Annotated in this window: 25 protein-coding genes; 15 read left to right on the top strand and 10 right to left on the bottom strand. The window is 61.1% G+C overall.

What is annotated here, in order from left to right:
* Positions 1-59 precede the first annotated feature (59 nt).
* The gene (locus AS026_RS29860; RefSeq protein WP_025658150.1) at positions 60-704 is read right to left on the bottom strand and encodes an arylesterase; all 645 of its coding nucleotides are present in this window, start codon (positions 702-704) and stop codon (positions 60-62) included.
* 53 nt (positions 705-757) lie between these two features.
* Here AS026_RS29860 and AS026_RS29855 point away from each other — a divergent pair, with 53 nt between their 5' ends.
* The 4 genes from AS026_RS29855 to AS026_RS29840 all read left to right on the top strand — a co-directional run bounded on the left by AS026_RS29855 (position 758) and on the right by AS026_RS29840 (position 5,579).
* Complete coding sequence (locus tag AS026_RS29855) at positions 758-1,465, top strand: ABC transporter ATP-binding protein (protein WP_025658149.1); 708 nt, start codon at positions 758-760, stop codon at positions 1,463-1,465.
* Entirely contained in the window at positions 1,462-4,005 is a 2,544-nt protein-coding gene (locus AS026_RS29850; RefSeq protein ID WP_062374111.1) for an ABC transporter permease, read from the top strand. Before AS026_RS29855 ends, AS026_RS29850 begins: the two co-directional genes overlap by 4 nt.
* A 178-nt stretch (positions 4,006-4,183) precedes the next feature.
* Positions 4,184-4,912, top strand: a complete 729-nt coding sequence (locus tag AS026_RS29845) for a Bax inhibitor-1/YccA family protein (RefSeq protein WP_062374108.1) — start codon at positions 4,184-4,186, stop codon at positions 4,910-4,912.
* A 109-nt stretch (positions 4,913-5,021) separates the two neighbouring features.
* Positions 5,022-5,579: a GNAT family N-acetyltransferase gene (locus tag AS026_RS29840; protein ID WP_062374263.1), complete on the top strand. Its 558-nt coding sequence runs from the start codon at positions 5,022-5,024 to the stop codon at positions 5,577-5,579.
* A 7-nt stretch (positions 5,580-5,586) separates the two neighbouring features.
* On the opposite strand, the gene AS026_RS29835 is transcribed toward AS026_RS29840, so the two are convergent.
* The 3 genes from AS026_RS29835 to acnA all read right to left on the bottom strand — a co-directional run bounded on the left by AS026_RS29835 (position 5,587) and on the right by acnA (position 10,017).
* Positions 5,587-5,988, bottom strand: coding sequence for a DUF2794 domain-containing protein (locus AS026_RS29835; RefSeq protein ID WP_018855806.1), 402 nt, complete (start codon positions 5,986-5,988; stop codon positions 5,587-5,589).
* Positions 5,989-6,353: 365 nt separating this feature from the next.
* Positions 6,354-7,091 carry a DUF1223 domain-containing protein gene (locus AS026_RS29830; protein WP_018855807.1) on the bottom strand — a complete coding sequence of 246 codons (738 nt, stop codon included), beginning with the start codon at positions 7,089-7,091 and terminating at the stop codon, positions 6,354-6,356.
* Between the two features lie 235 nt (positions 7,092-7,326).
* Positions 7,327-10,017, bottom strand: coding sequence for an aconitate hydratase AcnA (gene acnA, locus AS026_RS29825; RefSeq protein WP_062374105.1), 2,691 nt, complete (start codon positions 10,015-10,017; stop codon positions 7,327-7,329).
* 258 nt (positions 10,018-10,275) lie between these two features.
* Between acnA and ccmA the strand changes: the two genes are divergently transcribed.
* From ccmA to AS026_RS29800, 5 genes are read left to right on the top strand one after another with little or no spacing between them, the layout of a single operon-like run.
* Positions 10,276-10,923, top strand: coding sequence for a heme ABC exporter ATP-binding protein CcmA (ccmA, locus tag AS026_RS29820; protein ID WP_062374102.1), 648 nt, complete (start codon positions 10,276-10,278; stop codon positions 10,921-10,923).
* Complete coding sequence (ccmB, locus tag AS026_RS29815; RefSeq protein WP_018855810.1) at positions 10,920-11,579, top strand: heme exporter protein CcmB; 660 nt, start codon at positions 10,920-10,922, stop codon at positions 11,577-11,579. The genes ccmA and ccmB overlap by 4 nt, the downstream gene beginning before the upstream one ends.
* Positions 11,580-11,627: 48 nt before the next feature.
* A complete protein-coding gene (locus AS026_RS29810; protein WP_018855811.1) occupies positions 11,628-12,389 on the top strand; it encodes a heme ABC transporter permease in 762 nt (253 codons plus the stop codon).
* 2 nt (positions 12,390-12,391) lie between these two features.
* The gene (ccmD, locus tag AS026_RS29805) at positions 12,392-12,559 is read left to right on the top strand and encodes a heme exporter protein CcmD (protein ID WP_062374100.1); all 168 of its coding nucleotides are present in this window, start codon (positions 12,392-12,394) and stop codon (positions 12,557-12,559) included.
* On the top strand, positions 12,556-13,161 hold the full coding sequence (locus AS026_RS29800) for a DsbE family thiol:disulfide interchange protein (protein WP_062374097.1): 606 nt from the start codon (positions 12,556-12,558) through the stop codon (positions 13,159-13,161). Before ccmD ends, AS026_RS29800 begins: the two co-directional genes overlap by 4 nt.
* Here AS026_RS29800 and AS026_RS29795 read toward each other — a convergent pair whose 3' ends face one another.
* From AS026_RS29795 to dapF, 5 genes are all read right to left on the bottom strand, one after another.
* Positions 13,162-13,749, bottom strand: a complete 588-nt coding sequence (locus tag AS026_RS29795) for a DUF2585 domain-containing protein (RefSeq protein WP_062374094.1) — start codon at positions 13,747-13,749, stop codon at positions 13,162-13,164.
* A complete protein-coding gene (locus tag AS026_RS29790) occupies positions 13,746-14,390 on the bottom strand; it encodes a septation protein A (RefSeq protein WP_062374092.1) in 645 nt (214 codons plus the stop codon). The genes AS026_RS29795 and AS026_RS29790 overlap by 4 nt, the downstream gene beginning before the upstream one ends.
* A gap of 64 nt (positions 14,391-14,454) precedes the next feature.
* Positions 14,455-16,047, bottom strand: coding sequence for a signal recognition particle-docking protein FtsY (gene ftsY / locus AS026_RS29785; RefSeq protein ID WP_062374089.1), 1,593 nt, complete (start codon positions 16,045-16,047; stop codon positions 14,455-14,457).
* Positions 16,048-16,062: 15 nt separating this feature from the next.
* Positions 16,063-17,337 carry a tRNA (N(6)-L-threonylcarbamoyladenosine(37)-C(2))-methylthiotransferase MtaB gene (gene mtaB, locus AS026_RS29780; RefSeq protein ID WP_025658138.1) on the bottom strand — a complete coding sequence of 425 codons (1,275 nt, stop codon included), beginning with the start codon at positions 17,335-17,337 and terminating at the stop codon, positions 16,063-16,065.
* Entirely contained in the window at positions 17,334-18,239 is a 906-nt protein-coding gene (gene dapF / locus AS026_RS29775) for a diaminopimelate epimerase (protein WP_025658137.1), read from the bottom strand. Before dapF ends, mtaB begins: the two co-directional genes overlap by 4 nt.
* Before the next feature lie 206 nt (positions 18,240-18,445).
* Between dapF and AS026_RS29770 the strand changes: the two genes are divergently transcribed.
* Positions 18,446-20,398, top strand: a complete 1,953-nt coding sequence (locus AS026_RS29770; RefSeq protein WP_018855819.1) for an elongation factor G — start codon at positions 18,446-18,448, stop codon at positions 20,396-20,398.
* On the opposite strand, the gene AS026_RS29765 is transcribed toward AS026_RS29770, so the two are convergent.
* Positions 20,399-21,403 (bottom strand): MBL fold metallo-hydrolase, encoded by a 1,005-nt coding sequence (locus AS026_RS29765; RefSeq protein ID WP_062374086.1) that lies wholly within the window; start codon positions 21,401-21,403, stop codon positions 20,399-20,401.
* 303 nt (positions 21,404-21,706) lie between these two features.
* On the opposite strand from AS026_RS29765, the gene ffh reads away from it, so the two are divergent.
* From ffh to trmD, 5 genes are all read left to right on the top strand, one after another.
* Complete coding sequence (gene ffh, locus AS026_RS29760) at positions 21,707-23,284, top strand: signal recognition particle protein (RefSeq protein ID WP_062374081.1); 1,578 nt, start codon at positions 21,707-21,709, stop codon at positions 23,282-23,284.
* 16 nt (positions 23,285-23,300) lie between these two features.
* The gene (locus AS026_RS29755; RefSeq protein WP_016556656.1) at positions 23,301-23,621 is read left to right on the top strand and encodes a chorismate mutase; all 321 of its coding nucleotides are present in this window, start codon (positions 23,301-23,303) and stop codon (positions 23,619-23,621) included.
* Between the two features lie 49 nt (positions 23,622-23,670).
* Positions 23,671-24,039 carry a 30S ribosomal protein S16 gene (rpsP, locus tag AS026_RS29750; RefSeq protein WP_016556657.1) on the top strand — a complete coding sequence of 123 codons (369 nt, stop codon included), beginning with the start codon at positions 23,671-23,673 and terminating at the stop codon, positions 24,037-24,039.
* A gap of 118 nt (positions 24,040-24,157) precedes the next feature.
* Entirely contained in the window at positions 24,158-24,727 is a 570-nt protein-coding gene (gene rimM / locus AS026_RS29745; protein ID WP_018855823.1) for a ribosome maturation factor RimM, read from the top strand.
* 8 nt (positions 24,728-24,735) lie between these two features.
* Entirely contained in the window at positions 24,736-25,416 is a 681-nt protein-coding gene (gene trmD, locus AS026_RS29740) for a tRNA (guanosine(37)-N1)-methyltransferase TrmD (protein WP_062374078.1), read from the top strand.
* Positions 25,417-25,423: the final 7 nt, after the last annotated feature.

The following is a 25,423-nucleotide window of genomic DNA, read 5'->3' as shown; positions in this document are numbered from 1 at the left end:
TCCCCGAATCTTTTGCAGGTGCTCACACGGAATCACGCATTGAACACCTGCGCAAGTCCCTAATTCTTCACAGTAGAAATCGTTCCTAAGAATTGCGTGATAGCCGGCTCCATCTTTTCGACCATCACATCGATCCCTTTGCTGTTCGGGTGCATCCCATCCTCAAGCTTCAGACCGGCATCGAGCGCGACACCGTCGAGAAAGAAGGGATATAGCGCAACGCCATGTTTTTGCGCGAGTTTCGCGTAGATCGAGTTGAAGCGCCCCGCATAGTCGCCGCCCATGTTCGGCGGCGCCAGCATACCGACGAGAAGGACCGCAACACCACGTTCCTTTAGCCGAGCAATTATCTGATCGAGGTTCTTTTCACTTTCCTCCGGAGGGATGCCGCGCAGGGCATCATTGCCGCCCAGTTCGAGAATCACGCCATCGGTGCCGTCGGGGACCGACCAATCGATTCGCGCAAGACCACCGGCCGTCGTGTCGCCGGACACGCCCGCGTTCGCGATCGATACGTCGACACCCTTGGCTGTCAGGGCTGCTTGCAACTTTTCTGGAAAGCCATCTCCGGGAGGGAGTTGGTAGCCCGCCATAAGGCTGTCGCCAAAACCGACCAGGCTGATTGTCTTTGCATTGGCTACGACCGCAAAGGCCATCGTCGCAACAATGACGGCGATGTGAAGGCCGGCAACTTTAAAACTCATTCCGCTTTCCCTAGATTGGCAAGACAATCGGCATCTATATAGGGCGAATACTGTTGGCAAAAACCATCATCGAGTTGAAGCGCGCCGATTTGACGCTTGGCAGCGCCGCCGCCTCCGTCCATGTTTTGAAGGGCATCGACCTCACGATCGGCACCGGAGAGTCGGTTGGCATCGTCGGACCATCGGGTTCCGGAAAATCGACGTTGCTGATGGTGCTCGCAGGGCTGGAAAGACTCGATAGTGGCGAAATCAATGTCAGCGGCACACCGCTACATGCCCTGAGTGAAGACCAGATGGCCGACTTCCGCGGCCGCAATATCGGTATCGTCTTCCAATCCTTCCACCTGATCGCCAACATGACGGCCCTGGAAAACGTGGCTGTGCCGCTGGAGCTTGCCAACCTTCCCAATCCGTTCGAAATCGCCCGCCGTGAATTGAAATCCGTCGGGCTTGGCGATCGGTTGAACCACTATCCCGGCCAGCTTTCCGGCGGCGAACAGCAACGGGTGGCGATTGCACGCGCGCTCGCACCGTCACCGGCGCTGCTGATCGCCGACGAACCCACCGGCAATCTCGACACCGACACCGGCCGGCAGATTGCGGATCTCCTGTTTTCCAAACAGGCCGAGCGGGGGATGACGCTGCTGCTCGTCACCCACGACACCGCGCTCGCCAAACGCTGCTCCAGGCAGATTCGGGTTCGTTCGGGCCAGATCGAGAGCGATAGCGCGCCTGTCCAGCCTGAGGCGGCGATTGCATGACATTGCTGACCCCGCGCGTCTCCCTCGCCTTTCGTCTCGCGCTCCGCGAGCTGCGCGGCGGGCTTCGCGGCTTCTACATCTTTCTGGCCTGCATCGCTCTCGGCACCGGCGCGATTGCAGCCGTCAACTCGGTTTCGCAGTCCATCACCAACACGATCGCCACGCAAGGTCAGGAGATTCTGGCTGGCGACGCACGCTTCGAGCTCAACAATCGCGAGGCGACGGAAGCCGAAATGGACTTCCTGCGCGGCTTCGGCAAAGTATCGGTGTCGACAGGCCTGCGCTCGATGGCGCGCAAGCCCGACGGCTCGGATCAGGCGCTGGTCGAGGTCAAGGCAGTCGATGGCGCCTATCCGCTCTACGGCACCTTCGCGGCCGAACCGAATTATCCGCTGCACGCGCTTCTGTCGGGGCAGAGCGGCACCTATGGCGCGGTGGCCGCTCCGCTTCTGCTGGATCGGCTCGGCCTCTCCATCGGAGATGAGATCCTCCTCGGCAATGTCATTCTGAACATCACCGGTACCGTCAAGACGGAGCCGGACGCGGTTTCGGAAGGGTTTGGTTTCGCGCCCCGGCTGCTTGTGAGCAGGGAAGCGCTGAAGGCGTCCGGCCTCATCCAGACCGGTAGCCTGGTCGAGCATGCCTACAAGATTCGCATGGACAACCCGGCCGAAAGATCCACGCTGCGCGATCGGGCCGGCAAGGAGTTTCCATCCGCCGGCTGGTCGATCCGCACCAGCGACCGGGCAGCCCCTGCGCTGACGGAGAACATTGAGCGTTTCTCGCAGTTCCTGACGCTGGTCGGACTGACAGCCCTGATCGTCGGTGGTGTCGGCGTCGCGAATGCCGTGCGTGCCTTCCTCGATTCCAAGCGCACGACGATCGCGACCTTCAAGTGCCTTGGGGCGCCTGCCGCGACTGTCGTGTTGATCTACCTCTTCCAGATCGCCATCATTGCCTTGGGCGGGATGGTGATAGGCCTCGTCATCGGGGCGCTGGCGCCAATCGTAGCGTCGCAATTTCTGGCGCAGTTCCTGCCGGTCTCCACGGCTCTGACGTTCTACCCCGGGGCTCTGGCCCTCGCAGTCCTTTTCGGTATTTTGACAACGCTGGCCTTTGCCATCATGCCGCTCGGGCACTCACGAGAGGTTCCGGCAACGGCCCTGTTCCGCGAGCAGGGCTTCGAGGCGCGGGGCTTGCCTTCCTGGCCCTACATCCTTCTCGCTGCGACCTTTCTTGTTGCCCTTGCCGGCCTTGCCGTCGTAACCGCGTATGATCGTTTCATCGCGATGGTCTTTGTCGGCGCGATCGCCTTCGCTTTCGTGATCCTGCGGCTTGTCGCAGCCGGCATTGCTTGGCTGGCGCGCCGCAGCCCGCGGGTGAATTCGCCAGCCTTGCGGCTCGCAATCGGCAACATCCACCGGCCTGGCGCACTGACGCCCTCCGTCGTCCTGTCTCTCGGTCTTGGCCTCGCACTGCTCGTGACGCTCACCCTCATCGACGGCAACATGCGCCAGCAACTGACCGGGCGCATGTCCGCCGGCGCGCCGAATTTTTTCTTCGTGGACATTCAGGGGTCGGAACTCGAGACATTTCGCAGCGTCGTCAAAGCCGGTTCGCCGGATGGCAAACTGGTCGAAGTGCCGATGCTGCGCGGCCGGATCCTCGCCTTCAACGGCGAGGACGTTACCAAGCGCAAGGTTCCGCCCGGCGGCCAGTGGGTGCTGCGTGGCGACCGCGGCATCACCTATTCGGAAGCGCTGCCGGAAAATGCATTGCTGACCGAGGGATCATGGTGGCCGAAGGACTATAGCGGCGAACCGCTCGTCTCCTTCTCTGCCGAGGAGGCAAATGAACTCGGCCTGAAGATCGGTGACACCGTCACCGTCAACGTGCTCGGCCGCAACATCACCGCGAGGATTGCGAGCCTGCGCAAGGTCGAGTGGGAGTCGCTTTCCATCAACTTCGTGATGATCTTCTCGCCGAATACATTTCGCGGCGCCCCGCACGCCTGGCTCGCGACGCTCACCGACCCGACGGCGACCTCTGGCCAGGAGGCCGCGATCTTGAAGTCCGTTACAAACACGTATCCGACCATCACAAGCGTGCGGGTCAAGGACGCGATCGACATCGTCAACACGCTGGTGGCGCAGTTGGCGACGGCGATCCGCGCCGCCGCCTCCGTTGCGCTGATCGCCTCGGTCCTGGTTCTGGCCGGCGCGCTGGCCGCCGGTAACCGCGCCCGTACCCATGACGCGGTCGTCCTCAAGACACTCGGCGCGACGAGGCGAATGCTGATCCGTGCCTTCTGCTACGAATATTTGATCCTTGGGGCGGCGACCGCAGTCTTCGCCCTTTTTGCCGGCGGCGTTGCGGCCTGGTTCATCACCGCCCGGATCATGCGCATCCCCTCGCACTTCCTGCCCGATGTTGCCGGCCTGACACTTGTGACGGCTCTGGTCCTGACCGTTGGTATCGGACTCATCGGCACCTGGCGCATCCTCGGCCAGAAAGCGGCACCCGTTTTGCGCGAACTCTGATTGATCAAACGGAGAAATTTCCTTCACCTTACGGCGATTTAACCCGATCGCGGGTTGCAAGGGCCTTGTTTGCGAAAGCCGAAAGGCTCATATTGTGTGCAGGCATGCTGGGCTCCGCAGCGGCGCCCGGGTCGTTGACCCGCCACCGTGTCCACACCGGAGCTTATAAGAGGAAACTATGGCTGACCTTCGTAATTACCAAGGCCGCGTACAGACTGGCGAGATGATCGACCAGGGCCTGCGCAGCTATATGCTCAAGGTCTACAACCTGATGGCGCTGGGTTTGGCGATCACGGGTGTAGCCGCCTATCTGGGCTTCAATTTCGCCGTCCAGGACGGCCAGCTGACGCAGTTTGGCGTATTGCTTTTCCAGTCGCCGCTCCGTTGGGTGATCATCCTTGCACCGCTGGCTGCCGTGTTCTTCCTGAGCTTCAGGATTAACCGGATGAGCGTTGCCGCCGCGCAGACGACCTTCTGGGTCTACGCCGCGCTGGTGGGCCTGTCGCTTTCGTCGATCTTCCTGGTCTACACGCAGTCGAGCATCACGCAGACGTTCTTCGTGACGGCCGCCTCCTTTGGTGCGCTGTCGCTTTACGGCTACACGACCAAGCGTGATCTCTCCGCGATGGGCTCGTTCCTGATCATGGGTCTCTTCGGCCTGATCATCGCGTCGATCGTGAACATCTTCCTGGCATCGTCTGCCCTGCAGTTCGCGGTCTCCGTGATCGGCGTGCTGATCTTCGCAGGCCTTACCGCCTACGACACGCAGCGCATCAAGGAAATGTACTACGCAGCAGACGGCGCGGAAGTTGCCGGCCGCAAGGCAATCATGGGCGCACTGACCCTGTATCTGGACTTCATCAACCTCTTCATGTTCCTCCTGCAGTTCATGGGCGACCGCAAATAAGGAACAGGAACGTTATCGAAAAAGGCGGCTTCGGCCGCCTTTTTTGTTGCTCGATCATGCCGAGGATGATTTCTGGAAGAGTCCATCGTCATATCTGCCGGCCGACCGAATGCCCATCTTCCTCCGCGACGCTTCCTCATCCGACCTCCCTGCCATCACGGCCATCTATCGCGAATCCGTACTGAACGGTGTCGCAAGCTACGAGATCGTCCCACCGGACGAGAGCGAGATGGCGGCACGATTTTCCGCAATCACGGGCCAGAGCTACCCCTACATCGCCGCGATCGATGAGAATGGCGGGCTGCTTGGTTACGCCTACGCCTCGGCCTTCCGCACGCGGCCGGCCTATCGCTGGATGGTCGAGGATTCGATCTACCTGGGGCCGGAAGCGCGCGGCAAGGGAATTGGAAGGCTGCTGCTCGCCGAACTGATCCAACGCTGCACCGATCTCGGCTTTCGCCAGATGGTGGCCGTGATCGGCGGCGCGCATCCGGCATCCATTGCCCTGCATCAGACATTGGGCTTTGCAGAAACCGGCCGACTCAAGGCAACAGGCTACAAGCACGGTCGCTGGCTCGACACGATGATCATGCAGCGTGCCCTGGGTTATGGGGCGGCGACCGACCCCGATGCCTCGACCTATCCAGGCACGCTGTTCAAGGCCTGAGCTCGAGCTACTTCTCGACCAGCTTCAACGCCTTGTTGAAGACCTTCAGAACCTGGGGGAGTTCGTGCCCACGCTTCAGGATAACGCCGTGCGTATTGATAACGGAATAAGCACCCTGCTTGGCAGTGAGCTTCGGATTCTTCTCGATGCGAAAGAGTGGCATTTCACCTGATCGCTTGAAAACGGAGAAGACGGCACGATCCTTCAGATGATCGATCGCATAGTCCCGCCACTCGCCCTCGCCGACCATGCGGCCATAAATCCATAAAATCGCGTCGAGCTCGCGTCGGTGGAATGTGACCGGCGCTGGATCCTTGCTCTGCTTGTATTCCTTGAGATCTACGACGACTGAGGAACTGTTGTCGGCTGACCGGCTCTCGCCGCGCCGCAAATCCGGCTGATCTGTCATCAGTCTCCCTGTGCCTCCGCTTGTGACGGGTACATGACAGTTTGCCTTAGCGTTTACAAATTGCAAGCGGGCGATCAGTCACATTAATCATAGTCTGTGCAATCTCCCGAGCGCCGCAATTCAGTCAAAACAGCGCCTCATTTGGAGGAGAAATTCCCTCACGACTGCGCCGCGGGGCCGTTCGGACCCGCGTCGCACCTGATTTGCGCATGATCTTTTTGCCGGATTCGGTCTGCTGAAAAGGTTTTGTGCGAGTTTGGCGCCAGCGCGCCAAAGGGCCCGGCTGACCGTATCGACCTTAACCCCAGCCCCGAATACGATCAGCCGGGCCGCCCCGTTTTCCATCCGCAAGGCAGATGAAACGGTCAGATATTCTTCCCAGCCATGACGACCGTCGCTCCGAGAATCGCCGATGGATTGCCGTCGGCGGTGGAGGATTGAAGTAGAATCGCGCAGCCCTCAAGATCCGGCTTCTGCATCACGCTGGCCGGCAGCGTCAAGCTCGTTTCCTTGCCCTCCCACATGCCGACGGTTTCGACATCGGCAACGCTGTTCAGATAAGCAATCTTCTGACCGCTGTTTTCGCCCTTCTCGACCTCGATGGTCTTCTCCCGGTTGAAATAGACCATGACGACATTGGCTTTGCCCTGGCCCGCGCCAATCTTGATCTCGAGTTGGTCGTCGCGCATCTGTGCGGTGACCGGCACCGACAATCCCTTGCCTTCGGCTGCATAGCTATCGATCTTCTTATTGATCGCGCCCAGATCGGCCCCTGCCACATGGTCACGACCATTGACGATAACCTGCGGCGTATAGACATTGGCGCGGCCCATGGTCTGCGCGTAGCCATACTGGCGCTCGGTGTTTTCCTTCGAACTCAGCGTATCGGCCCAGCCCATGTAGTTCCAGTAGTCGACGTGATAAGCGAGGGCGATAACGCCGCCAGCCTCGACAATCTTGCGGAAAGCCGCATCGGCTGGAGGACAAGAAGAACATCCCTGCGAGGTGAAGAGTTCGACCACGCCTTTTGGCGCGTCCTGGGCAAACAGTGGGCCGGCAAGCGCCACACCTGCAACCAGAGAAATCAGAAACCGCGGGGACATTCACTGCACCTTTTCTTCAGCAACCACCGCCACCCTTCGCCGCAGGTTCCGATGTCTGAACGTAGAGATAATGGTTCTCGATCTAAACGGAAAGTCACGAAGGGGTGAGACCAAGCTTCGGAGAAGCCAAGCTGAAACACATCAGCGTGACTGGGCATCTAATACCTCGTGCTCAAACAAAAAGACCGCCGGAAATCTCTTTCCGGCGGTCATTGTCATGCAAGTCTGTTAACAATCAGGCAGCGAGATCGCGCAGAACCGTCTGCAGGATGCCACCGTTGTTGAGGTAGACCACTTCGTCGAGCGTATCGACGCGCGACAGCAGCGGAACTTCCTTCACGGTGCCGTCCCCGTAGGTGATCTTGGCAATCTTCTTTTCGCGCGGCTTGATGTTCTCGAGACCTTCGATGGTGACCATCTCGTCACCCTTCAGGCCGAGGCTCTGCCACGTCGTGCCCTCTTCGAAGACGAAGGGGATGACGCCCATGCCGACCAGGTTCGATCGGTGAATACGCTCGAAGGACTGTGCAATGACCGCCTTTACGCCGAGCAGGTTGGTGCCCTTCGCGGCCCAGTCGCGGGACGAGCCGTTGCCGTACTCGACGCCAGCAAAGATGACGAGCGGAACGCCCTCGGCCTTATACTGCATAGCCGCGTCATAGATCGATTCCTCTTCCTTCGACGGATAGTGGATGGTGTAGCCACCTTCCTTGCCGTTCGGGCCGAGCATGTGGTTGCGGATACGGATATTGGCGAACGTGCCACGCATCATGACTTCATGGTTGCCGCGACGCGTGCCGTACTGGTTGAAGTCGGCAACACCGACGTGGTTCTCAAGCAGGTAAGCACCGGCCGGAGACGCAGCCTTGATCGAACCGGCAGGCGAAATGTGGTCGGTGGTGATCTTGTCGCCGAAAAGGCCGAGAACGCGCGCACCCTTGATATCGGAGATGCCGGTGCCGGTCTTGCCCATGCCCACAAAGTAGGGCGGGTTCTGCACGTAGGTCGACTTGTCATCCCAGGCATAGGTCTGTCCGGCCGGAACGTTGACGGCCTGCCAGTTTTCATCACCCTTGAAGACGTCGGCGTACTTCGTTTCGTAAAGTTCGCGGGTGACGTACTTCTGGATGAAGTCCTGCACTTCGTGCGAGGTCGGCCAAATGTCCTTGAGATAAACAGGGTTGCCGTTCTGGTCTTCACCGATCGGCTCCTTGGTCAGATCCTTCTGGACCGTGCCGGCCAGCGCGTAGGCAACGACGAGCGGAGGCGAAGCCAGGTAGTTCGCCTGAACATCCGGAGAAATACGGCCTTCGAAGTTGCGGTTGCCCGAGAGCACGCCTGAAACGATCAGGCCTTTGTCGTTGATCGTCTTCGAGATCGGCGCCGGCAGCGGACCGGAGTTGCCGATGCAGGTCGTGCAACCGAAGCCGACGAGGTTGAAGCCGAGCTTGTCGAGGTCGGCCTGCAGGCCGGACTTCGCCAGATACTCACCAACGACCTGCGATCCCGGTGCCAGCGAGGTCTTGACCCACGGCTTGGACTTCAGGCCCTTGGCAACGGCGTTGCGGGCAAGAAGACCGGCAGCGATCAGAACCGACGGGTTGGAGGTGTTGGTGCAGGAGGTGATGGCGGCAATCGCCACGTCGCCATGGCCGAGATCGAAGTCGGTGCCTTCGACCGCATACCGGTTCGAGAGTTGGCCGGGCTTCTTGTAATCGGTGTCCATCGAGCCGGCGAAACCGGAAGCGATGTTTTCGAGCGGGATACGGCCTTCAGGACGCTTCGGGCCGGCCATGGCAGGCACAACGTCGCCGAGGTCGAGTTCCAGCGTATCTGTGAAGACGAGGTCCGAACCATCGCCTTCGCGCCACATGCCCTGTGCCTTTGAGTAGGCTTCGACGAGAGCGATACGGTCCTTACTGCGGCCGGACATGTTGAGGTAGTTGATGGTTTCGCCGTCAACCGGGAAGAAGCCGCAGGTCGCGCCGTATTCCGGACCCATGTTGCCGATGGTCGCGCGGTCGGCGAGCGGTATGTTGTCCATGCCAGGGCCGAAGAATTCAACAAACTTCGAGACAACGCCCTTCTTGCGCAGCATCTGCACGACCATCAGCACGAGATCGGTCGCGGTGACGCCTTCCTTGAGCTTGCCGGTGAGTTTGAAGCCGATGACTTCAGGCAGGAGCATCGAGACCGGCTGACCGAGCATGGCCGCTTCCGCTTCGATACCGCCGACGCCCCAGCCGAGAACGCCAAGGCCGTTGATCATCGTCGTGTGCGAGTCGGTGCCGACGCAGGTATCCGGATAAGCGATCGTCTCGCCGTCCTCTTCCTTCGTCCAAACGGTCTGGCCGAGATATTCGAGGTTGACCTGGTGACAGATGCCGGTGCCCGGAGGAACGACGCGGAAGTTCTTGAATGCCTGCTGGCCCCACTTCAGGAAGCGGTAGCGCTCGCCGTTGCGCTGGTATTCCAGCTCGACGTTCTTGGCAAATGCCTGCGGCGTACCGAATTCGTCGACGATAACCGAGTGGTCGATGACGAGGTCGACGGGAACCAGCGGGTTGATCTTCTCTGGGTCGCCACCGAGCGACACCATCGCGTCGCGCATCGCGGCGAGGTCGACGACGGCAGGAACGCCCGTGAAGTCCTGCATCAGCACGCGCGCCGGGCGATAGGCGATTTCGTTTTCGACAGCGCCCTTGTTGTTCAGCCATTCGGCAACAGCAAGGATGTGGTCCTTCGTCACCGACTGACCGTCTTCGAAGCGAAGCAGGTTCTCGAGCAGAACCTTCATCGAATAGGGAAGCTTCGAAACGCCCGGAAGGCCATTCGCCTCAGCCTTGGGCAGGCTGTAGTAGACGTAGTCCTTACCGTTCACGGAAAGCGTGGAACGACAATTAAAGCTGTCAAGAGATTTAGACACGAGAGACCCCGTTTCTGATAGCGAACACAATCGTGCGGACGCCTATGCACGTAATGCACATCAGGATGCGGGTACGGCCATTTCCGCTGTCCGCACGTGGAGCGAAGCCCATGTTCGGCGCAAGGATGAAATTCACGCCGACCGCTGGCGTGGTTGCGGGTCTTATAGATAATTTCTATGAAAGGTGCCAGAGAGTGCGTGACCCATTTCGGATTTTTTTGCATTGCGATGACTGAAAAATTAAACCACGGAAAAGTCATGCATCTTGAGGCTGCCAATCTGGCTGCGCGCCGGGGCGAAGACCTGATTTTTGAAGGCCTGTCCTTTCGCCTGGAATCGGGCGAAGCACTGGTTTTGACAGGAAAAAATGGATCGGGAAAGTCAACTTTGCTGCGCGTCGTCGCCGGTTTGCTGCATCAGGAAAAGGGCTCGGTCAGCTTCACCGATTCGCTCGGCAACACACACGGGCGCGTCGGGGAAATCAGCCATTATCTCGGTCACCGCAATGCTATGAAGAGCGAGTTGACGGTCGCCGAAAACCTCGATTTCTGGCGGTGCTTTCTTGGCGATAGCCATGGCGCTTCCACCGTCTCGATCGACGAGGCAGCCGAGGCGGTCGGTCTCGAGGGCATCACGCACCTCCCGTTCGGCTACCTCTCCGCCGGTCAGCAGCGCCGCTTCGCCTTCGCCAAGCTGCTTATCGCCCACCGGCCGGTCTGGATCCTTGATGAGCCGACTGCCGCGCTGGATAAAAGCGGCGACCGTCTGTTTGCCGAGCTTGTTGAAGCGCATCGCTGCAACGGCGGCATCGTGCTCGCGGCAACCCACCAGCCGCTAGGACTGGAAGGCGCGCAGGAACTGCGGATGGCGGGATTTGCCCACGCCGGACCGGGAGTGTGGGAATGACTGCCCTGCTTCTGCGAGACCTCAAGCTTTCGATACGCGCCGGCGGCGGCGCGCTGATCGGCGTTCTCTTTTTCTTGACCATTGTCGCGGTCATCCCCTTCGGTGTCGGGCCCGATCTCGCACTGTTGTCCCGCATCGGCCCGGCAATCGTCTGGATCGGTGCGCTGCTTGCGGCGCTGCTCGGTCTTGACCGCCTGTTTCAAGCCGAGCGCGATGATGGCTCACTCGATCTGATGCTGATGCAGGAAACGCCGCTGGTGCTGACGGTGCTCGTCAAATGCCTGGCGCACTGGGTCGCCACCAGCCTGCCGCTGGTTATCGCCTCGCCGTTGCTTGGCCTCTTCATGAATATGAGCGAGACCGCCATCGGCGCGACCATGCTGACGCTGCTCGTCGGTTCTCCCGCGATTACCTTCATCGGTGCCGTCGGCGCTGCCGTTGCCGTCGCCTTGCCGCGTGGCGGTCTGCTGGTGTCGATTCTGGTGCTGCCGCTGACGATCCCCGTGCTGATCTTCGGCGTCAGTGCCACTTACGCGGCGGTCGAGGGGCCATCGCCCTTTCTGCCGCCCTTCCTCATCCTGATGGCGCTGACCCTCTTCTTCGCGGTGATCGGACCGGTGGCTGCCGCGCTTGCGCTGCGTCACACGTCGGATTGATCGGGCACTCGATTGCGGCGTCAGGCATATCGCGGTATGGAAAACGGCATGAGCGAAACGAGCCTTGCCATCACGAAATTCAGCGATCTCGCCAATCCGACACGGTTTCTGGCGCTGGCCGCACGCATCCTCCCGTGGATGGCCGGTTTCACGGCCCTCTGTTTTATCGTGGGGCTGTATCTCAGCTTCACGACAGAAGGCGACTACCAGCAGGGTGAAACGGTTCGCATCATGTATGTCCACGTGCCGGCCGCGTGGCTGGCGATGATGGGCTACACGATCATGAGCCTCTCGGCCGTCGGCACGCTGGTCTGGCGCCATCCGCTGGCGGATGTGTCGGCGAAGGCCGCAGCCCCGCTCGGCGCCGCCTTCACGCTGATTGCCCTGGTGACTGGGTCCCTCTGGGGCAAGCCGATGTGGGGCACCTGGTGGGTCTGGGACGCCCGGCTCACCTCCGTCTTCGTTCTGTTCCTGATGTATCTCGGGCTCATCGCCCTCAATCGCGCGATCGACGACCCTTCAAAGGCCGCCCGCGTCAGCGCCGTCCTCATTCTCGTTGGCTTCGTCAACATCCCGATCATCAAGTTTTCGGTCGAATGGTGGAATACGCTGCATCAATCCGCGAGTGTGCTGCGCCTCGATGGTCCGGCCATCGATCCCGAGTTCCTGCGGCCGCTGCTGGTGATGGCCGTTGCATTCACCGCGCTCTTCCTCACGCTGCATATCATGGCGATCCGCAACGAGATCTGGCGTCGCCGCGTCGCCGCTCAGCGTCGACTGGCCGCCCGCCTGGCAAGCCGCGAGGGATAGTCATGACACACGCTTTCTATGTCTATGGCGCCTACGGCTTTGCCGCCCTTGTCGCGGCCGCGGTTACCCTTTGGACCTGGGCCGATGGCCGCGCTCGCCGGAAGGAACTGGCAGCCCTTGAAGCCTCCGGCATCCGCCGCCGCTCGGCGCGAACAACGGATGGCAAATGAGCACCACCCCTGAAACGAACTCCGCCAAGCGCGGATTTGGACGCTATGCCGTCGCCTTGATCCCGTTGGTTGTCTTCGCCGGCATCGCAGCCACCGCAGCAAAGATGCTCTATGATCAGGACGTCCACGGCAAGAATATCTCGGAAATCCCCTCCGCACTGATCGGCACGAAGGCGCCGGCGCTGAACCTTGCGCCGCTCGAAGGCGCCAACCTGCCGGCGCTGACCGACAGTGCCATCAAGGGAAAACTGACGCTCGTCAACGTCTTCGCCTCCTGGTGCATTCCCTGTCGCGACGAGCATCCGATCCTGATGCAACTGGCAAAGGACGGCCGGCTCAATGTGGTTGCCATCAACTACAAGGACAAGAACGACAACGCGCTTCGCTTCCTCGGCGAACTCGGCAATCCCTTTGCCGCCATCGGCGTCGATCCCAAAGGGCAGGCGGCCATCGATTGGGGTGTCTACGGCATCCCCGAAAGCTATCTCGTCGCCCCTGATGGCACGATCCTCTACAAGCGGGTCGGCCCGTTCGACGATGTCAGTCTCAGGGAAGGCCTCTTCCCCGCCGTGGAGACGGCGCTCGGCAAGCCGGCCTCCTGATCAGAGCGCACTCTGCCAGGTCTTGATCGCCTCGACGGGCCAGATCAGCATCAGCATGTTGAGCGTCAGGTTGTCGCGGATCAGGTAGCCGGTCAGAAGCTCGAAGAAGATCGCGATTGCGATCGTCAGTGCGACCGGCGCCCGCGAGGCGAAGAAGAACCCGATCACCATGAAGATCGTGTCCATTGCCGAATTCAGGATGCTGTCGCCGTAATAGTCGAGCGAGATCGTCGCCGTTCGATAGCGGTCGATGATGACAGGCGAATTTTCCAGCAGTTCCCAGCCGGATTCGATGACGAGCGCCAGAAGCAGCCGCATGGCAATCGGCTTGCCGCGCAAAAGAAGGTGCGTAACGCCGTAGAATATGAAGCCGTGAATGATGTGAGACGGCGTGTACCAGTCGGAAATATGCTGAGAGTTACCGCTGGAATTGACGGTGCCTTCCCAAAGCTTGATGTATCCGCAGGTGCAGATGGGGGTGCGGCCCATCATATATTCGGCGATGATCTGGATCAGCAGGACCGCACCGCATGCGGCGAACCAGAAGGTCTGGTGCTTGGCTCTCTCTGCCGTATCCAGTGTCGTCACTTCTCGGTCTCTCCCGCCGAGGTCACAGTGTGCTTCATGATGAGCGGCATCTGCGCCATGGTGAAGATGATGGTGATCGGCATCGTGCCCCAGACCTTGAAGGCGATCCAGAAGTCATCGGAGAAGTTGCGCCAGACGACCTCGTTCAGCACCGCCAGGAAGAGGAAGAAGATCCCCCAGCGGATCGTCAGCTTGTGCCATCCCTCGGCATCGAGCTGAAAGGCCGCATTGAAGACGTAGCCGAGCAGCGACTTGCCGAAAGCCAGGCCGCCCAGCAGCGCAACGCCGAAGAGCGCGTTGACGATGGTCGGCTTCATCTTGATGAAGGTCTCGTTCTGCAAGTAGATCGACAGCGATCCGAAGATGACGACCACGATGCCCGACACGAAAGGCATGATCGGCAGATGCCCGAGAATGATCTTCGAGACCACCAGCGAGGTCACCGTCGCCGCCATGAAGAGGGCCGTCGCCACGAACAGTGGTCCGCCAAGCTCCGACAGAGCCGGAAACCTTTCGACCAGCCAGGCGCCGCGCAGGTTGGCGAAGAAGAAGATCAGCAGCGGGCCAAGCTCCAGCGCCAGCTTCAGCATCGGGTGATGCCGGTCGGCCGCGCTTGGGGTGATATCGCTCTCTGTCGTCATTCTATCTCAAATCCGTTTGTGCCACACGAGACGCTTGCCCGTGTTTGTCGGCATATCTGTGGCATTATTGGCCGAGCCCGGCAATGGCATGCGCGAAATCCTCGGCCTCGAAAGGCTCGAGATCATCGACGCCTTCGCCGACGCCGATGAAATAGACCGGCAGCTTGTGCTTGGCAGAGATCGCCACGAGAATGCCGCCACGCGCCGTGCCGTCGAGCTTCGTCATGATCAGTCCGTTCACGCCGGCAACGTTCCTGAAGATTTCCACCTGCGACAGGGCGTTCTGCCCCGTCGTCGCATCGAGCGTCTGCAGCACCGTATGCGGCGCATCCGGATCGAGCTTGCCGAGAACCCGAACGATCTTCTCGAGCTCTGCCATCAGCTCCGCCTTGTTCTGCAGGCGGCCGGCGGTATCGATGATCAACACATCGCACTTCTTCGCCTTGGCCTGCTCGAAGGCATCGTAGGCGAGACCCGCCGCATCGGCACCGAGCTTGGTGCCGATGAATTCAGACTTGGTGCGGTCGGCCCAGATCTTCAGCTGCTCGATGGCAGCGGCGCGGAAGGTATCGCCGGCGGCAACCATCACCTTGAGGCCAGCGCCCGAGAGCTTGGCCGCTAGCTTGCCAATCGTCGTCGTCTTGCCTGTTCCGTTGACGCCGACGACGAGGATGACATGCGGCTTGTGGGTGAGATCGAGCTGCAATGGTTTGGCGACCGGCTTCAGCACCTTGGCGATCTCGCTTGCCATGATGCGGCTCACATCCTCGCCGGTGACGTCCTTGCCGTAGCGCTCGGAGGCCAGCGTATCGGTGACGCGCATGGCCGTCTCGACGCCAAGATCGGCCTGGATCAGCAGATCCTCGAGATCCTGCAGCGTGTCGTCATCGAGCTTGCGTTTGGTAAAAAGGGCCGCGATCTGGCCGGTAAGTTGCGACGAGGTGCGGGCAAGGCCGGCGCGCAGGCGCTGGAACCAGGAAAGTCTTGAGGCCGGCACCAGAGGCGCGGACTCGGAAGCCGCGGGACCGGTGGCAAATCCCTTTGGAAGAACGGGAGTCGCGGAGATATCTCCGGAAACGCTATCATCCTCCGCCGGCGTAGATACCTCATGCTCGGTGGGAGAGGCCCGATCGGCGATAGGCTGCTGTTCCACATCGGCTTCAGCTGTAAGCTCTGCAGCCGACGTCTCTTCGGTTTCGCCGAGAGATGCTAGTTCCGCGACACTATCATCCTCTGCCTCATCGCCGATTTCCGGCTGCAGGGAAGGCGCAACAGGAACCGTCTCTCCCAGCGTGCTTCCAGCAGGAGTATCGAGCTCCGCTTCGTCTTCAAGCAACGAGAGCGGCACAAGACCCACATCGCCTACGTGCATCTCAGGCGGCAAGACCTCGGAAACGTCGTCCTCAACGGGTGTGAACGCTTCGGCCTGCTCGGCAAGCTCCTCGATCGAGGCGTCCTCAGCTACGTCATCGGCAGGCCCGCCGGCCGTATCCACCTCTTCCGCCGGAACCAGGTCCGCGGCAACCGGAAGGTTCTCCTCGCGCGAATGCGGCTCCAGCTCGGTTTCGAGCGCTTTCGTCTCGACCGCCCCCGGCGCATGCTCTTCCTCCGGCTTGGGGCCGAAGGTGAAGACCTTTTTGATGAAATTGAACGCCATGAGGATTCCGTAAACTCAGGCCGCGTCGGCGGCCGTCAATTGCATGTCGAGGTGTTTGCCGTTGTGTCCGGTGATGACAGCCTGCACGAAGCTTCGGGGCGCAAGTCCCGCCGCTGCGACAAGCGTGAAGTTCTCGGTATGCGCCAAACCGTTGTTTTCCACCAGCAGCCATTGCTGCGTTCCGACCATTCCGTCGAGATGGGACTGATGCAGGCGATGTCCAGTGGCGCGCAGTCGCGCTGCCCGCTCCTTGACCAGCGCGCGATCGAGCTGCGGCATGCGCGCGGCAGGTGTCCCCGGCCGCGGGCTGTAAGGGAACACGTGGAGATGAGCGATATTGGCCTCTTCCGCCAGCCGCACCGCATTGGCGAACATTTCTTCGCTCTCGGTTGGAAAGCCGGCGATCATGTCCGCGCCGAAGCTCATCTGCGGCCGCAGACGGCGCACGTCGTTGACGAAAGCTAGGGCATCCGCGCTCGAATGGCGACGCTTCATCCGCTTCAGGATCATGTCGTCGCCATGCTGCAGCGAAAGGTGGAGATGCGGCATGAACCGCGCTTCGTCGGCAATGAGGTCCAACAGATGCTTGTCCGCTTCGATGCTGTCGATCGACGAAAGCCGCAGGCGGCGAATATCCGGCACCTGCTTCAACAGCGTCTTGGCAAGCAGCCCGAGCGTCGGCTCTCCGGGAAGACCGGCACCATAGCTGGTCGCGTCGACCCCGGTCAGCACGATCTCCCGGTAGCCACTTTCGACGAGTTTCCGCGCCTGATCGACAACCGCCCCCATCGGCACCGACCGCGAATTTCCTCGGCCATAGGGAATGATGCAGAAGGTGCAGCGGTGGTCGCAGCCGTTCTGGACCTGAATGAAAGCCCGCACATGACCATCGATATGCTTGACCATCTGCGGCGCCGTCTGGCGCACGCTCATGATGTCGTTGACGCGCAGCTTCTCTTCCGCCGAAACGCCGAAATCCGGCAGGGAGCGATAGGAAGCGCGCTTCAGTTTCTCCTCGTTGCCGAGGACAGCATCGACCTCGGCCATATCGGCGAAGGTTTCTTTTTCCGTCTGGGCCGCGCAGCCAGTGACGATGATGCGGGCATGAGGATTGTCGCGCCGCGCACGTCGGATCGCCTGGCGTGCCTGACGCACAGCTTCGCCGGTAACCGCACAGGTATTGACGAGGATGGCATTATTGAGCCCGGCCTTCTCGGCCTGCGCCCGCATCACTTCGGATTCGTAGGTATTGAGACGACAGCCGAAGGTGATGACCTCGACGCCGCTCACCGCGCTTCGGCTCCCGGCGCCGCATCGCGCGACCACGCACCCGTCGACGGATCGAGCGTGCCCGACCATTCCCATTCAGCCGGGCCGGTCATGATGACGTGAGCATCGCGTTCGCGCCATTCGATCGTCAGCACGCCCTGATTGGGGCTGCTTGCAACCTTCACCGCGACTTCGCGCCCGGTCCGTCCGGTGCGAGCGGCGGATACCGCCGTCGCACAAGCGGCAGAACCGCAGGCGAGCGTCAGTCCCGCGCCCCGCTCCCAGGTGCGCGTCGTGATCGAGTTCGGAGAGGTCACCTGCGCCAGCGTGATATTGGCGCGCTCGGGGAACATCGGATGGTTTTCGAGCAGCGGCCCGAAGCGGCCGAGATCGAACGACATCGGATCACGGTCGATCCAGAAGATCGCATGCGGATTGCCCATCGAAGCGACGGAGGGCGAATGCAGCACGGGATTGTCGATCGGCCCGATTTGCAGCTCGATGCGGCTGGTATCGTGGAATTCTTCGGCGAGCGGGATCTTGTCCCAGTCGAAGACCGGCTTGCCCATATCGACCGAGATCGTCCCGTCTTCATGCTCGGTGGCATTGAGGATGCCGGCCACCGTCTGGAATGTGAAAACCTTCTTGCCGGTTTCCGAAGCAAGCGCCTGCACAACGCAGCGCGTGCCGTTGCCACAGGCCTGCGCCTTCGAGCCGTCGGAGTTCAGAATATCGATCCAGGCATCTGTGCCAGCTGCCTTTGGATCATGGATCGCCATGATCTGGTCGAACTGTGTGTCGTCAGCGGCATTCAGCGCGATTGCCGCCGCAGGCGCTACCTTGTCTGTGCGGCCGCGCATGTCGACGACCAGGATCTTGTTGCCAAGCCCGTTCATCTTCGCGAATTCGACCGTTGCGCTCATAGTGTCATGTCCGTCTCTGTTTGGGCTGTATATGGCGGAAATGCGGGGGAATTACCAGTGGCTTGACTGGCGGTGGATGAGCCACACATTGCCAGAGAGGAAATGCCGTGACCTCATATTTAAGAATGAGCGCAGATATCTAGCGCTTTTCGCCGCTTCGGGGCATTCTTGCTCTGGGATGGTGCTTTTGGCAGGGAGGATCGCCGATGCGCTGCGTCACCGTACTTGGGCCCTCGCAGACGGGAAAAACGACACTCGTCGCAAAGCTGGCCTCGCTCGAGGGAACGCCCAGAAAGTCAGCCTCTCCATATGGATCAAGCCTGACGGAATTTGACTTCAAGGACGAAGCGTGGTGTGCGATCGACACTCCCGGGGCAAATGAGGCACTGGCCCTGGCGCAGGATGCCCTGCTCGTCAGCGACGCCTGTATCCTCTGCATATCGCCGACGCCTGATGAAGCCGTGCTGGCAGCACCCTATCTGCGCGCCATCGAGGCCTCCGGCACGCCCTGCCTGATTTTCATCAACAGGATGGACGAGCCGCGCGGCCGGTTGCGCGATGTCATTGCCGCACTTCAGACCTATTCCAACCATCCGCTTGTCCTTCGGCAAGTACCCATCCGCGAAGGCGACCGGATCGTCGGCAGCTGTGACCTGATTTCCGAGCGCGCCTGGCGCTATCGGGAAGGTCAGCCGTCCGCGCTGATCGAGCTGCCGCAGGATGCCGTCGAGCGGGAGCACGAGGCGCGGGCCGAAATGCTGGAACAGCTCTCGGAGTTCGATGACTGGCTTCTCGAGGAACTCATCGAAGACCGGGAGCCGGCAAGCGATACGCTGTTTACGATCTCTTCGCGCATTCTCAAGGAGAACCGGGTTATCCCCGTGCTGTTCGGCTCAGCCTCGCACAGCAACGGCATCATGCGCCTGATGAAGGCCCTTCGCCACGAAGCGCCGCCGGCAACGGCACTGCGGTCGAGGCTCGCAGGAAGTGTGGAAGAAGCTGCCCTTTCTGCCGTGAGTTTCCACGCCTACCACAAGGCTAATGTCGGCAAGACGGTGCTGGTGCGGGCGCTCGCCGACGGCTTGAAGCAGGGCGCTCCCTTGGGCGGCGCCACGCTGGGTCCGCTGCAGGAGGCCGGCAACGGAAAGCCAATCAGCGGCAGCGTGGAGGCTGGCAGCGTCTTTGCCGCACTAAAATCCGACCATCTGCCAGCGACTGCCCTGCTGACGCAGACAGCCAGCGTCGAGCCACCCGATTGGACGACACCGCCGACACCGATGCTGGAAAGAATTCTCGTTCCCGGCAGCGAACGGGACGAAACCAAGCTTTCCGCGACCCTGGCGAAACTGGCGGAAACCGATCGCGGCTTGAAGGTGATGCAGGAGGAAGGCACAGGCGCGGCGCTGATCTGCGCCCAGGGGCCGGTCCATCTGCGTGATCTCCGCAAAACACTGTCGGAGGTCTTCCGCGTCGAAGTTTCCGAACGCGCACCAAACCCCGTCTACCGAGAAACCATTTCCAAACCTTCGGATGTGCGCTACCGGCACCGCAAGCAAACGGGCGGCGCCGGACAGTTCGCAGACGTGCAACTCAGCGTCAGGCCGAACGAGCGCGGCCAGGGCTTCACCTTCGGCGAAAGCGTCAAGGGCGGGACCGTGCCCCGAAACTACATCCCAGCCGTTGAAGCCGGCGCCCGCGAAGCCATGGAGAAAGGTCCGCTCGGCTTCCAGGTCGTCGATGTCGACGTCGTGCTGACCGACGGCCAGTATCACTCGGTCGACAGCTCCGATTTCGCCTTCCGGACCGCTGGGAAAATGGGCGTCAAGCAAGCGCTTTCACAAGCTTCCGCCGTTCTCATGCAGCCTGTGGTGCGGGTGGAGATCCATATCCCCTCGGTCTATTCCGGCGGAATGGTGACGCTCGTCTCCTCGCTCAAGGGACAGGTGCTCGGCTTCGACCGGGACGAGAACGCGAAGGGCTGGGATATATTTCGAGCGCTCGTGCCCGGCGGCGTGCTTGATGAATTGGCCCGGTCGCTCAGATCGGCAACGCAGGGCATCGGCCACTTCTCCAAGACCTTCGATCATTTCGAAGAACTCTACGGCAAGGAGGCCGACACCATCATCAATGCGCATGGTGCCGGAGCCCACGCGCATTGATCATGCCGCTGGCACGTCGAATACCTCGCCGGCTCTAAGCGGCCTGAACCGCTCCTGCGGTATTTCGCGCTCGGCCAAGGCTGTCTTTAGCGCCTTGACCGGCGTCTCGATTGCCTCGTCGGTCAGCTGGAACGTCGCAAAGTGATGGCCGGCCACATAGGCAGCATTGGCAAGCTCCATTCCCATCACCGCTTCATCAGGATTCTGATGTTGGCCCTTCATGAACCAGCGCGGTTCATAGGCTCCGAAAGGCAGGACGGCGAGGCGAAAGGCACCATGCTTCTGCTGGGCAGCCCTGTAGTTGACGCCCCCATGAAAGCCCGTATCCCCGACATGGTAGATCTTCCCGGCGGTCGTTGACAGGACGAAGGCGGCCCAGAGCGCCATGCGACGATCCCCGGTGCCGCGTGCCGACCAATGATGCACCGGCTCGGCATCGATGCGGATGCCGGCAAGCGGGATGCGCTCGCCCCAATCCATCGCCGTCACCTGCATGGTGGGAACGGCGCGACGAATGATCGTATCGTTGCCAAGCGGCGTTACGACATGCGGCCGATGCCTCGCCTGCAGCCGCCTGAGCGTCGCGACATCGAGATGATCGTAGTGGTTATGCGAAACGAGAACGAGGTCGATCGGCGGCAGGTCGTCGAACGCGATACCGGGTGCCACGACGCGCTTCGGTCCGGCGAAGGCGAAGGGGCTGGCCCGATCGGACCATACGGGATCTGTCAGGATATTGAGCCCCGCGACCTGCACTAGCATCGTCGCGTGGCCGACCATGGTTACCCGCAGATCGTCGCCATCAACGCGCGCATCCGGCTTGGCCGGTACGAAGGGGCTCGGAACCGACTTCGGCCAGCGATCGCGGTTGCCGCCAAACTGCCATCGCATCAGATCTCGAAAACCGAGAGGCTCGATACCATCCGGATTGAAGAAATGCGTGCCGTCGAAGTGATCGGAGACAGGCCCTTGATAGTAGGGATTGCGTCTTTTGGCCGTAGGCATACAAAGCGATTCCGTTGCAGGGAAAGCAGATCTGGGATCGGGCGCGCGCTTTTGAAAGGTCGAAACGCCGTCTTTTCTCGGCCTTCCCTTGACTCGCGGTCCGTTTTCCTGTTTACCGCCGCTCAATCTGCGACGAGCTTCAAGACTCGAGCCACCGACCGGGACCCGTAGAGGTATAAAGAGATCCCGGAGGTCCACACCCGACAGCGCGATGCGCCCTCGGGTGCTTTTTGGCTATGCGTCTTGTTTTCGTCAAGGAAAAGCACAAGGTTTCCGTCTTCAGGAAATCACAAGGAAGAGCCGATGTTTGAGAACCTCCAGGACCGTCTTGGATCCATTCTGAATGGACTGACAGGCCGTGGCGCGCTTTCGGAAAGCGATGTTTCCGCAGCGCTGCGCGAGGTTCGCCGCGCGCTTCTGGAGGCTGACGTGGCGCTCGATGTCGTGCGCTCCTTTACCGATCGCGTCCGCGAAAAGGCCGTCGGCGCCGAGATCCTGAAGTCGATCAAGCCCGGCCAGATGGTCGTCAAGATCGTCCATGACGAGCTGATCGAGATGCTCGGCGGCGAAGGCGTCGGCGTCGACCTGCATGCGGCCGCCCCCGTCGTCATCATGATGGTCGGTCTGCAAGGCTCCGGTAAGACGACGACGACCGCGAAGATCGCCAAACGGCTCACCGACCGCGAGAAGAAGAAGGTGCTGATGGCGTCGCTTGATACGCGACGTCCGGCCGCCCAGGAGCAGCTGCGCCAACTTGGTGTCCAGACTGGTGTCGACACGCTTCCTGTTATCGCTGGCCAGTCGCCGACCGACATTGCCGCCCGCGCCGTACAGGCAGCGAAACTCGGTGGCCATGACGTCGTCATCCTCGACACCGCCGGCCGCACGCATATCGACGAGCCCTTGATGGTCGAAATGGCCGACATCAAGAAGAAGTCGAATCCGCATGAAATCCTGCTGGTCGCGGACTCGCTGACCGGTCAGGACGCCGTCAACCTGGCGCGCAACTTCGACGAGCGCGTCGGCATCACCGGCCTCGTGCTCACCCGCATGGACGGCGATGGCCGTGGCGGTGCAGCACTTTCGATGCGCGCGGTGACAGGCAAGCCGATCAAGCTCATCGGTGTCGGCGAGCGTATGGGCGAACTCGAAGAGTTCCATCCCCGCCGTATTGCTGACCGCATCCTCGGCATGGGCGATATCGTTTCGCTCGTCGAGCGCGCCGCTGAAAACATCGACGCCGAGAAGGCGGCTGCCATGGCCGCCAAGATGGCCAAGGGCAAGTTCGATCTCAACGACCTCGCCGACCAGTTGCGCCAGATGCAGAAGATGGGCGGCATGGGCGGCATCATGTCGATGATGCCCGGTATGGCAGGCATGAAGGACAAGATGGCTTCGGCCGGTCTGAACGACAGCCTGTTCGGCCGCCAGCTCGCCATAATCTCCTCGATGACCAAGGCCGAGCGCGCCAATCCCGATATTCTCAAGCACTCCCGCAAGAAGCGCATCGCCGCCGGTTCCGGCACCGATGCCGCCGACATCAACAAGCTTCTGAAAATGCACCGCCAGATGGCGGACATGATGAAGATGATGGGCGGCAAGGGTAAGGGCGGCCTGATGAAGCAGATGATGGGTGGCCTTGCCGGCAAGATGGGCCTTGGTGGCCTTGGTGGCCTTGGCGGCGGCATGCCCGATCTTTCGAATATCGACCCCAAGCAGCTCGAAGCGCTCCAGAAGCAAGCTGAAGCTGCCGGTCTAGGAAAGCCGGGCGGCGGGCTGCCCGGCCTCGGCGGTGGCGGTTTGCCGGGTCTGGGCGGCGCCAAGCTGCCGGGTCTCGGCGGTGGTTTCCCAGGCCTTCCCGGCCTGCCCAAGAAGAAGTGAAGGGGTCGCGTAGACAATGATTGATCCTGAAATCAAAGCCCAGCTTTCGAACTATCGCCAGTCGATCGACAACATCGACGCCGCGCTGGTCCATATCCTGGCCGAACGTTTCCGCTGCACCAAAGAGGTCGGCGTTCTCAAGGCCAAGTACAAGTTGCCGCCGGCCGATCCGGCGCGCGAAGAATACCAGATCGAACGTCTCCGCCATCTGGCGAAGGATGCCAATCTGGATCCGGATTTCGCCGAGAAGTTCCTGAACTTCATCATCAAGGAAGTCATCCGGCATCATGAGCAGATCGCTGCAGACCACGCCGAAAACGGCGCCGCAGCAAAATGAACCATACCGCCGGATCAGGCGGTCCAGAAAAGTCCAAGGAGTAAAGAAAATGGCACTGAAAATTCGTCTCGCACGCGGTGGTTCCAAGAAGCGCCCGTACTACCACATCGTTCTCGCCGACGCCCGTTCGCCGCGCGATGGCCGCTTCCTCGAGAACCTCGGTTCCTGGAACCCGATGCTCGCCAAGGACAACGGCGCTCGCATCACGCTGAACAACGACCGCATCAAGCACTGGCTCGATCAGGGCGCACAGCCGACCGATCGCGTTCTGCGCTTCCTCAACGAAGCCGGCCTCGCAAAGCGCGATGCCAAGAGCAACCCGGAAAAGGCAAAGCCGGGCAAGAAGGCTCAGGAGCGCGCTGCTGAAAAGGCTCAGAAGGCCGCCGACGCTGCTGAAGCTGCTGCTTCCGCAGAATAATCGGGAACCTTCGCTTATCGAACGGGCGGCATGGCGACATGCCGCCCGTTTTCGTTTCCATTCCGCTGCACTTCGTTTAAGAGAAGCCCAGATTTTGCGGCTTCATGTGAAGGACGTCATGCCAAAGCTTGAAAATCCGGTTCTGATGGCAACGATCGGTGGCGCCCAAGGCCTGCGCGGCGAAGTACGCGCTAAGGCCTATACCGCCGATCCGACCGCGCTCGGCGACTACGGCAACCTGCACAGCCTTGATGGCCGCACCTTCGAGATTCTCGATATCCGGGAAATGAAGAACGTCGTCGTCGTCCGATTCCGCGGCATCAACGACCGCAATGCCGCCGAGGCGCTGAACGGACTGGAGCTCTACATCGAGCGCGACAACCTGCCGGACGAGGAGCTGGAAGAAGACGAATTCTTCTACGCCGATCTCGAGGGTCTGGAAGCGCTCGACGACCAGGGCGTCAGCTATGGCACCGTGACCGGCGTTTTCGACTTCGGCGCCGGCGATCTGCTGGAGCTCAAGGGTCCCGGCAAGCGCCCGGTATTGATCCCCTTCTCTGAAGCCTCGGTTCTCGACATCGACCTTGAAAGCGGCAGGATCACCATCGATCCGCTCGCCGCTGGCCTCGTCGATAGTGAGGATGACGCACCGAACTTCACGCCCGACAAGCCGAAAAAGAAGAAGTGAGGCCGTCGATGGCGTTTCGCGCGACCGTGCTGACCCTCTATCCGGAAATGTTTCCGGGCCATCTCGGCCACTCCCTCGCCGGGAAGGCGATGGAGCGTGGCCAATGGTCGCTCGATACCCTGCAGATCCGCGACTTTGCCACCGACAAACACCGCACTGTCGATGATACGCCCGCTGGCGGCGGCGCGGGCATGGTGCTCAAGCCCGATGTTCTCGCCCGCGCCATCGACAGCACTTCCGAGAACGACAGCCGCCCCCGGCTGCTGATGAGCCCGCGCGGAAAACCGCTGACGCAGGAACGCGTACGCGAGCTTGCTTCCGGCGATGGCGTCATCATCGTTTGCGGTCGCTTTGAGGGCGTCGATCAGCGCGTCATCGATGCGCGCGAGCTGGAAGAGGTCTCGATCGGCGACTACGTGCTGTCGGGCGGCGAACCGGCTGCACTCACCATACTGGATGCGATCGTCCGCATCCTGCCTGGCGTCATGGGCAATGATCTTTCCGGACTGCACGAGAGCTTCGAAGGCGGCCTGCTCGAGCATCCGCACTACACGCGCCCACAAGTATGGGAGGGCCGCGAGATTCCGGCGATCCTCACATCGGGCAATCACGGCGCGATCGAGAAATGGCGCCGCGAGCAGGCGTTGCAGCTGACCCGGGAACGACGCCCGGATCTGCTGGAAGAATGAAAAATGC

It is taken from the genome of Rhizobium altiplani, from assembly GCF_001542405.1.
GTDB lineage: Bacteria > Pseudomonadota > Alphaproteobacteria > Rhizobiales > Rhizobiaceae > Rhizobium > Rhizobium altiplani.
The sequence above is the reverse complement of the archived record's forward strand: the minus strand, read 5'-3'. Positions and strand labels throughout refer to the sequence as shown.

Coding starts and splice junctions, on each gene's coding strand:
- AS026_RS29860 (WP_025658150.1), bottom strand. CDS start 704: ATGAGTTTTAAAGTTGCCGGCCTTCACATCGCCGTCATTGTTGCGACG.
- AS026_RS29850 (WP_062374111.1), top strand. CDS start 1,462: ATGACATTGCTGACCCCGCGCGTCTCCCTCGCCTTTCGTCTCGCGCTC.
- AS026_RS29845 (WP_062374108.1), top strand. CDS start 4,184: ATGGCTGACCTTCGTAATTACCAAGGCCGCGTACAGACTGGCGAGATG.
- AS026_RS29840 (WP_062374263.1), top strand. CDS start 5,022: ATGCCCATCTTCCTCCGCGACGCTTCCTCATCCGACCTCCCTGCCATC.
- AS026_RS29835 (WP_018855806.1), bottom strand. CDS start 5,988: ATGACAGATCAGCCGGATTTGCGGCGCGGCGAGAGCCGGTCAGCCGAC.
- AS026_RS29830 (WP_018855807.1), bottom strand. CDS start 7,091: ATGTCCCCGCGGTTTCTGATTTCTCTGGTTGCAGGTGTGGCGCTTGCC.
- ccmA (WP_062374102.1), top strand. CDS start 10,276: ATGCATCTTGAGGCTGCCAATCTGGCTGCGCGCCGGGGCGAAGACCTG.
- ccmB (WP_018855810.1), top strand. CDS start 10,920: ATGACTGCCCTGCTTCTGCGAGACCTCAAGCTTTCGATACGCGCCGGC.
- AS026_RS29810 (WP_018855811.1), top strand. CDS start 11,628: ATGAGCGAAACGAGCCTTGCCATCACGAAATTCAGCGATCTCGCCAAT.
- ccmD (WP_062374100.1), top strand. CDS start 12,392: ATGACACACGCTTTCTATGTCTATGGCGCCTACGGCTTTGCCGCCCTT.
- AS026_RS29800 (WP_062374097.1), top strand. CDS start 12,556: ATGAGCACCACCCCTGAAACGAACTCCGCCAAGCGCGGATTTGGACGC.
- AS026_RS29790 (WP_062374092.1), bottom strand. CDS start 14,390: ATGACGACAGAGAGCGATATCACCCCAAGCGCGGCCGACCGGCATCAC.
- ftsY (WP_062374089.1), bottom strand. CDS start 16,047: ATGGCGTTCAATTTCATCAAAAAGGTCTTCACCTTCGGCCCCAAGCCG.
- dapF (WP_025658137.1), bottom strand. CDS start 18,239: ATGAGCGCAACGGTCGAATTCGCGAAGATGAACGGGCTTGGCAACAAG.
- AS026_RS29770 (WP_018855819.1), top strand. CDS start 18,446: ATGCGCTGCGTCACCGTACTTGGGCCCTCGCAGACGGGAAAAACGACA.
- AS026_RS29765 (WP_062374086.1), bottom strand. CDS start 21,403: ATGCCTACGGCCAAAAGACGCAATCCCTACTATCAAGGGCCTGTCTCC.
- ffh (WP_062374081.1), top strand. CDS start 21,707: ATGTTTGAGAACCTCCAGGACCGTCTTGGATCCATTCTGAATGGACTG.
- AS026_RS29755 (WP_016556656.1), top strand. CDS start 23,301: ATGATTGATCCTGAAATCAAAGCCCAGCTTTCGAACTATCGCCAGTCG.
- rpsP (WP_016556657.1), top strand. CDS start 23,671: ATGGCACTGAAAATTCGTCTCGCACGCGGTGGTTCCAAGAAGCGCCCG.
- rimM (WP_018855823.1), top strand. CDS start 24,158: ATGCCAAAGCTTGAAAATCCGGTTCTGATGGCAACGATCGGTGGCGCC.
- trmD (WP_062374078.1), top strand. CDS start 24,736: ATGGCGTTTCGCGCGACCGTGCTGACCCTCTATCCGGAAATGTTTCCG.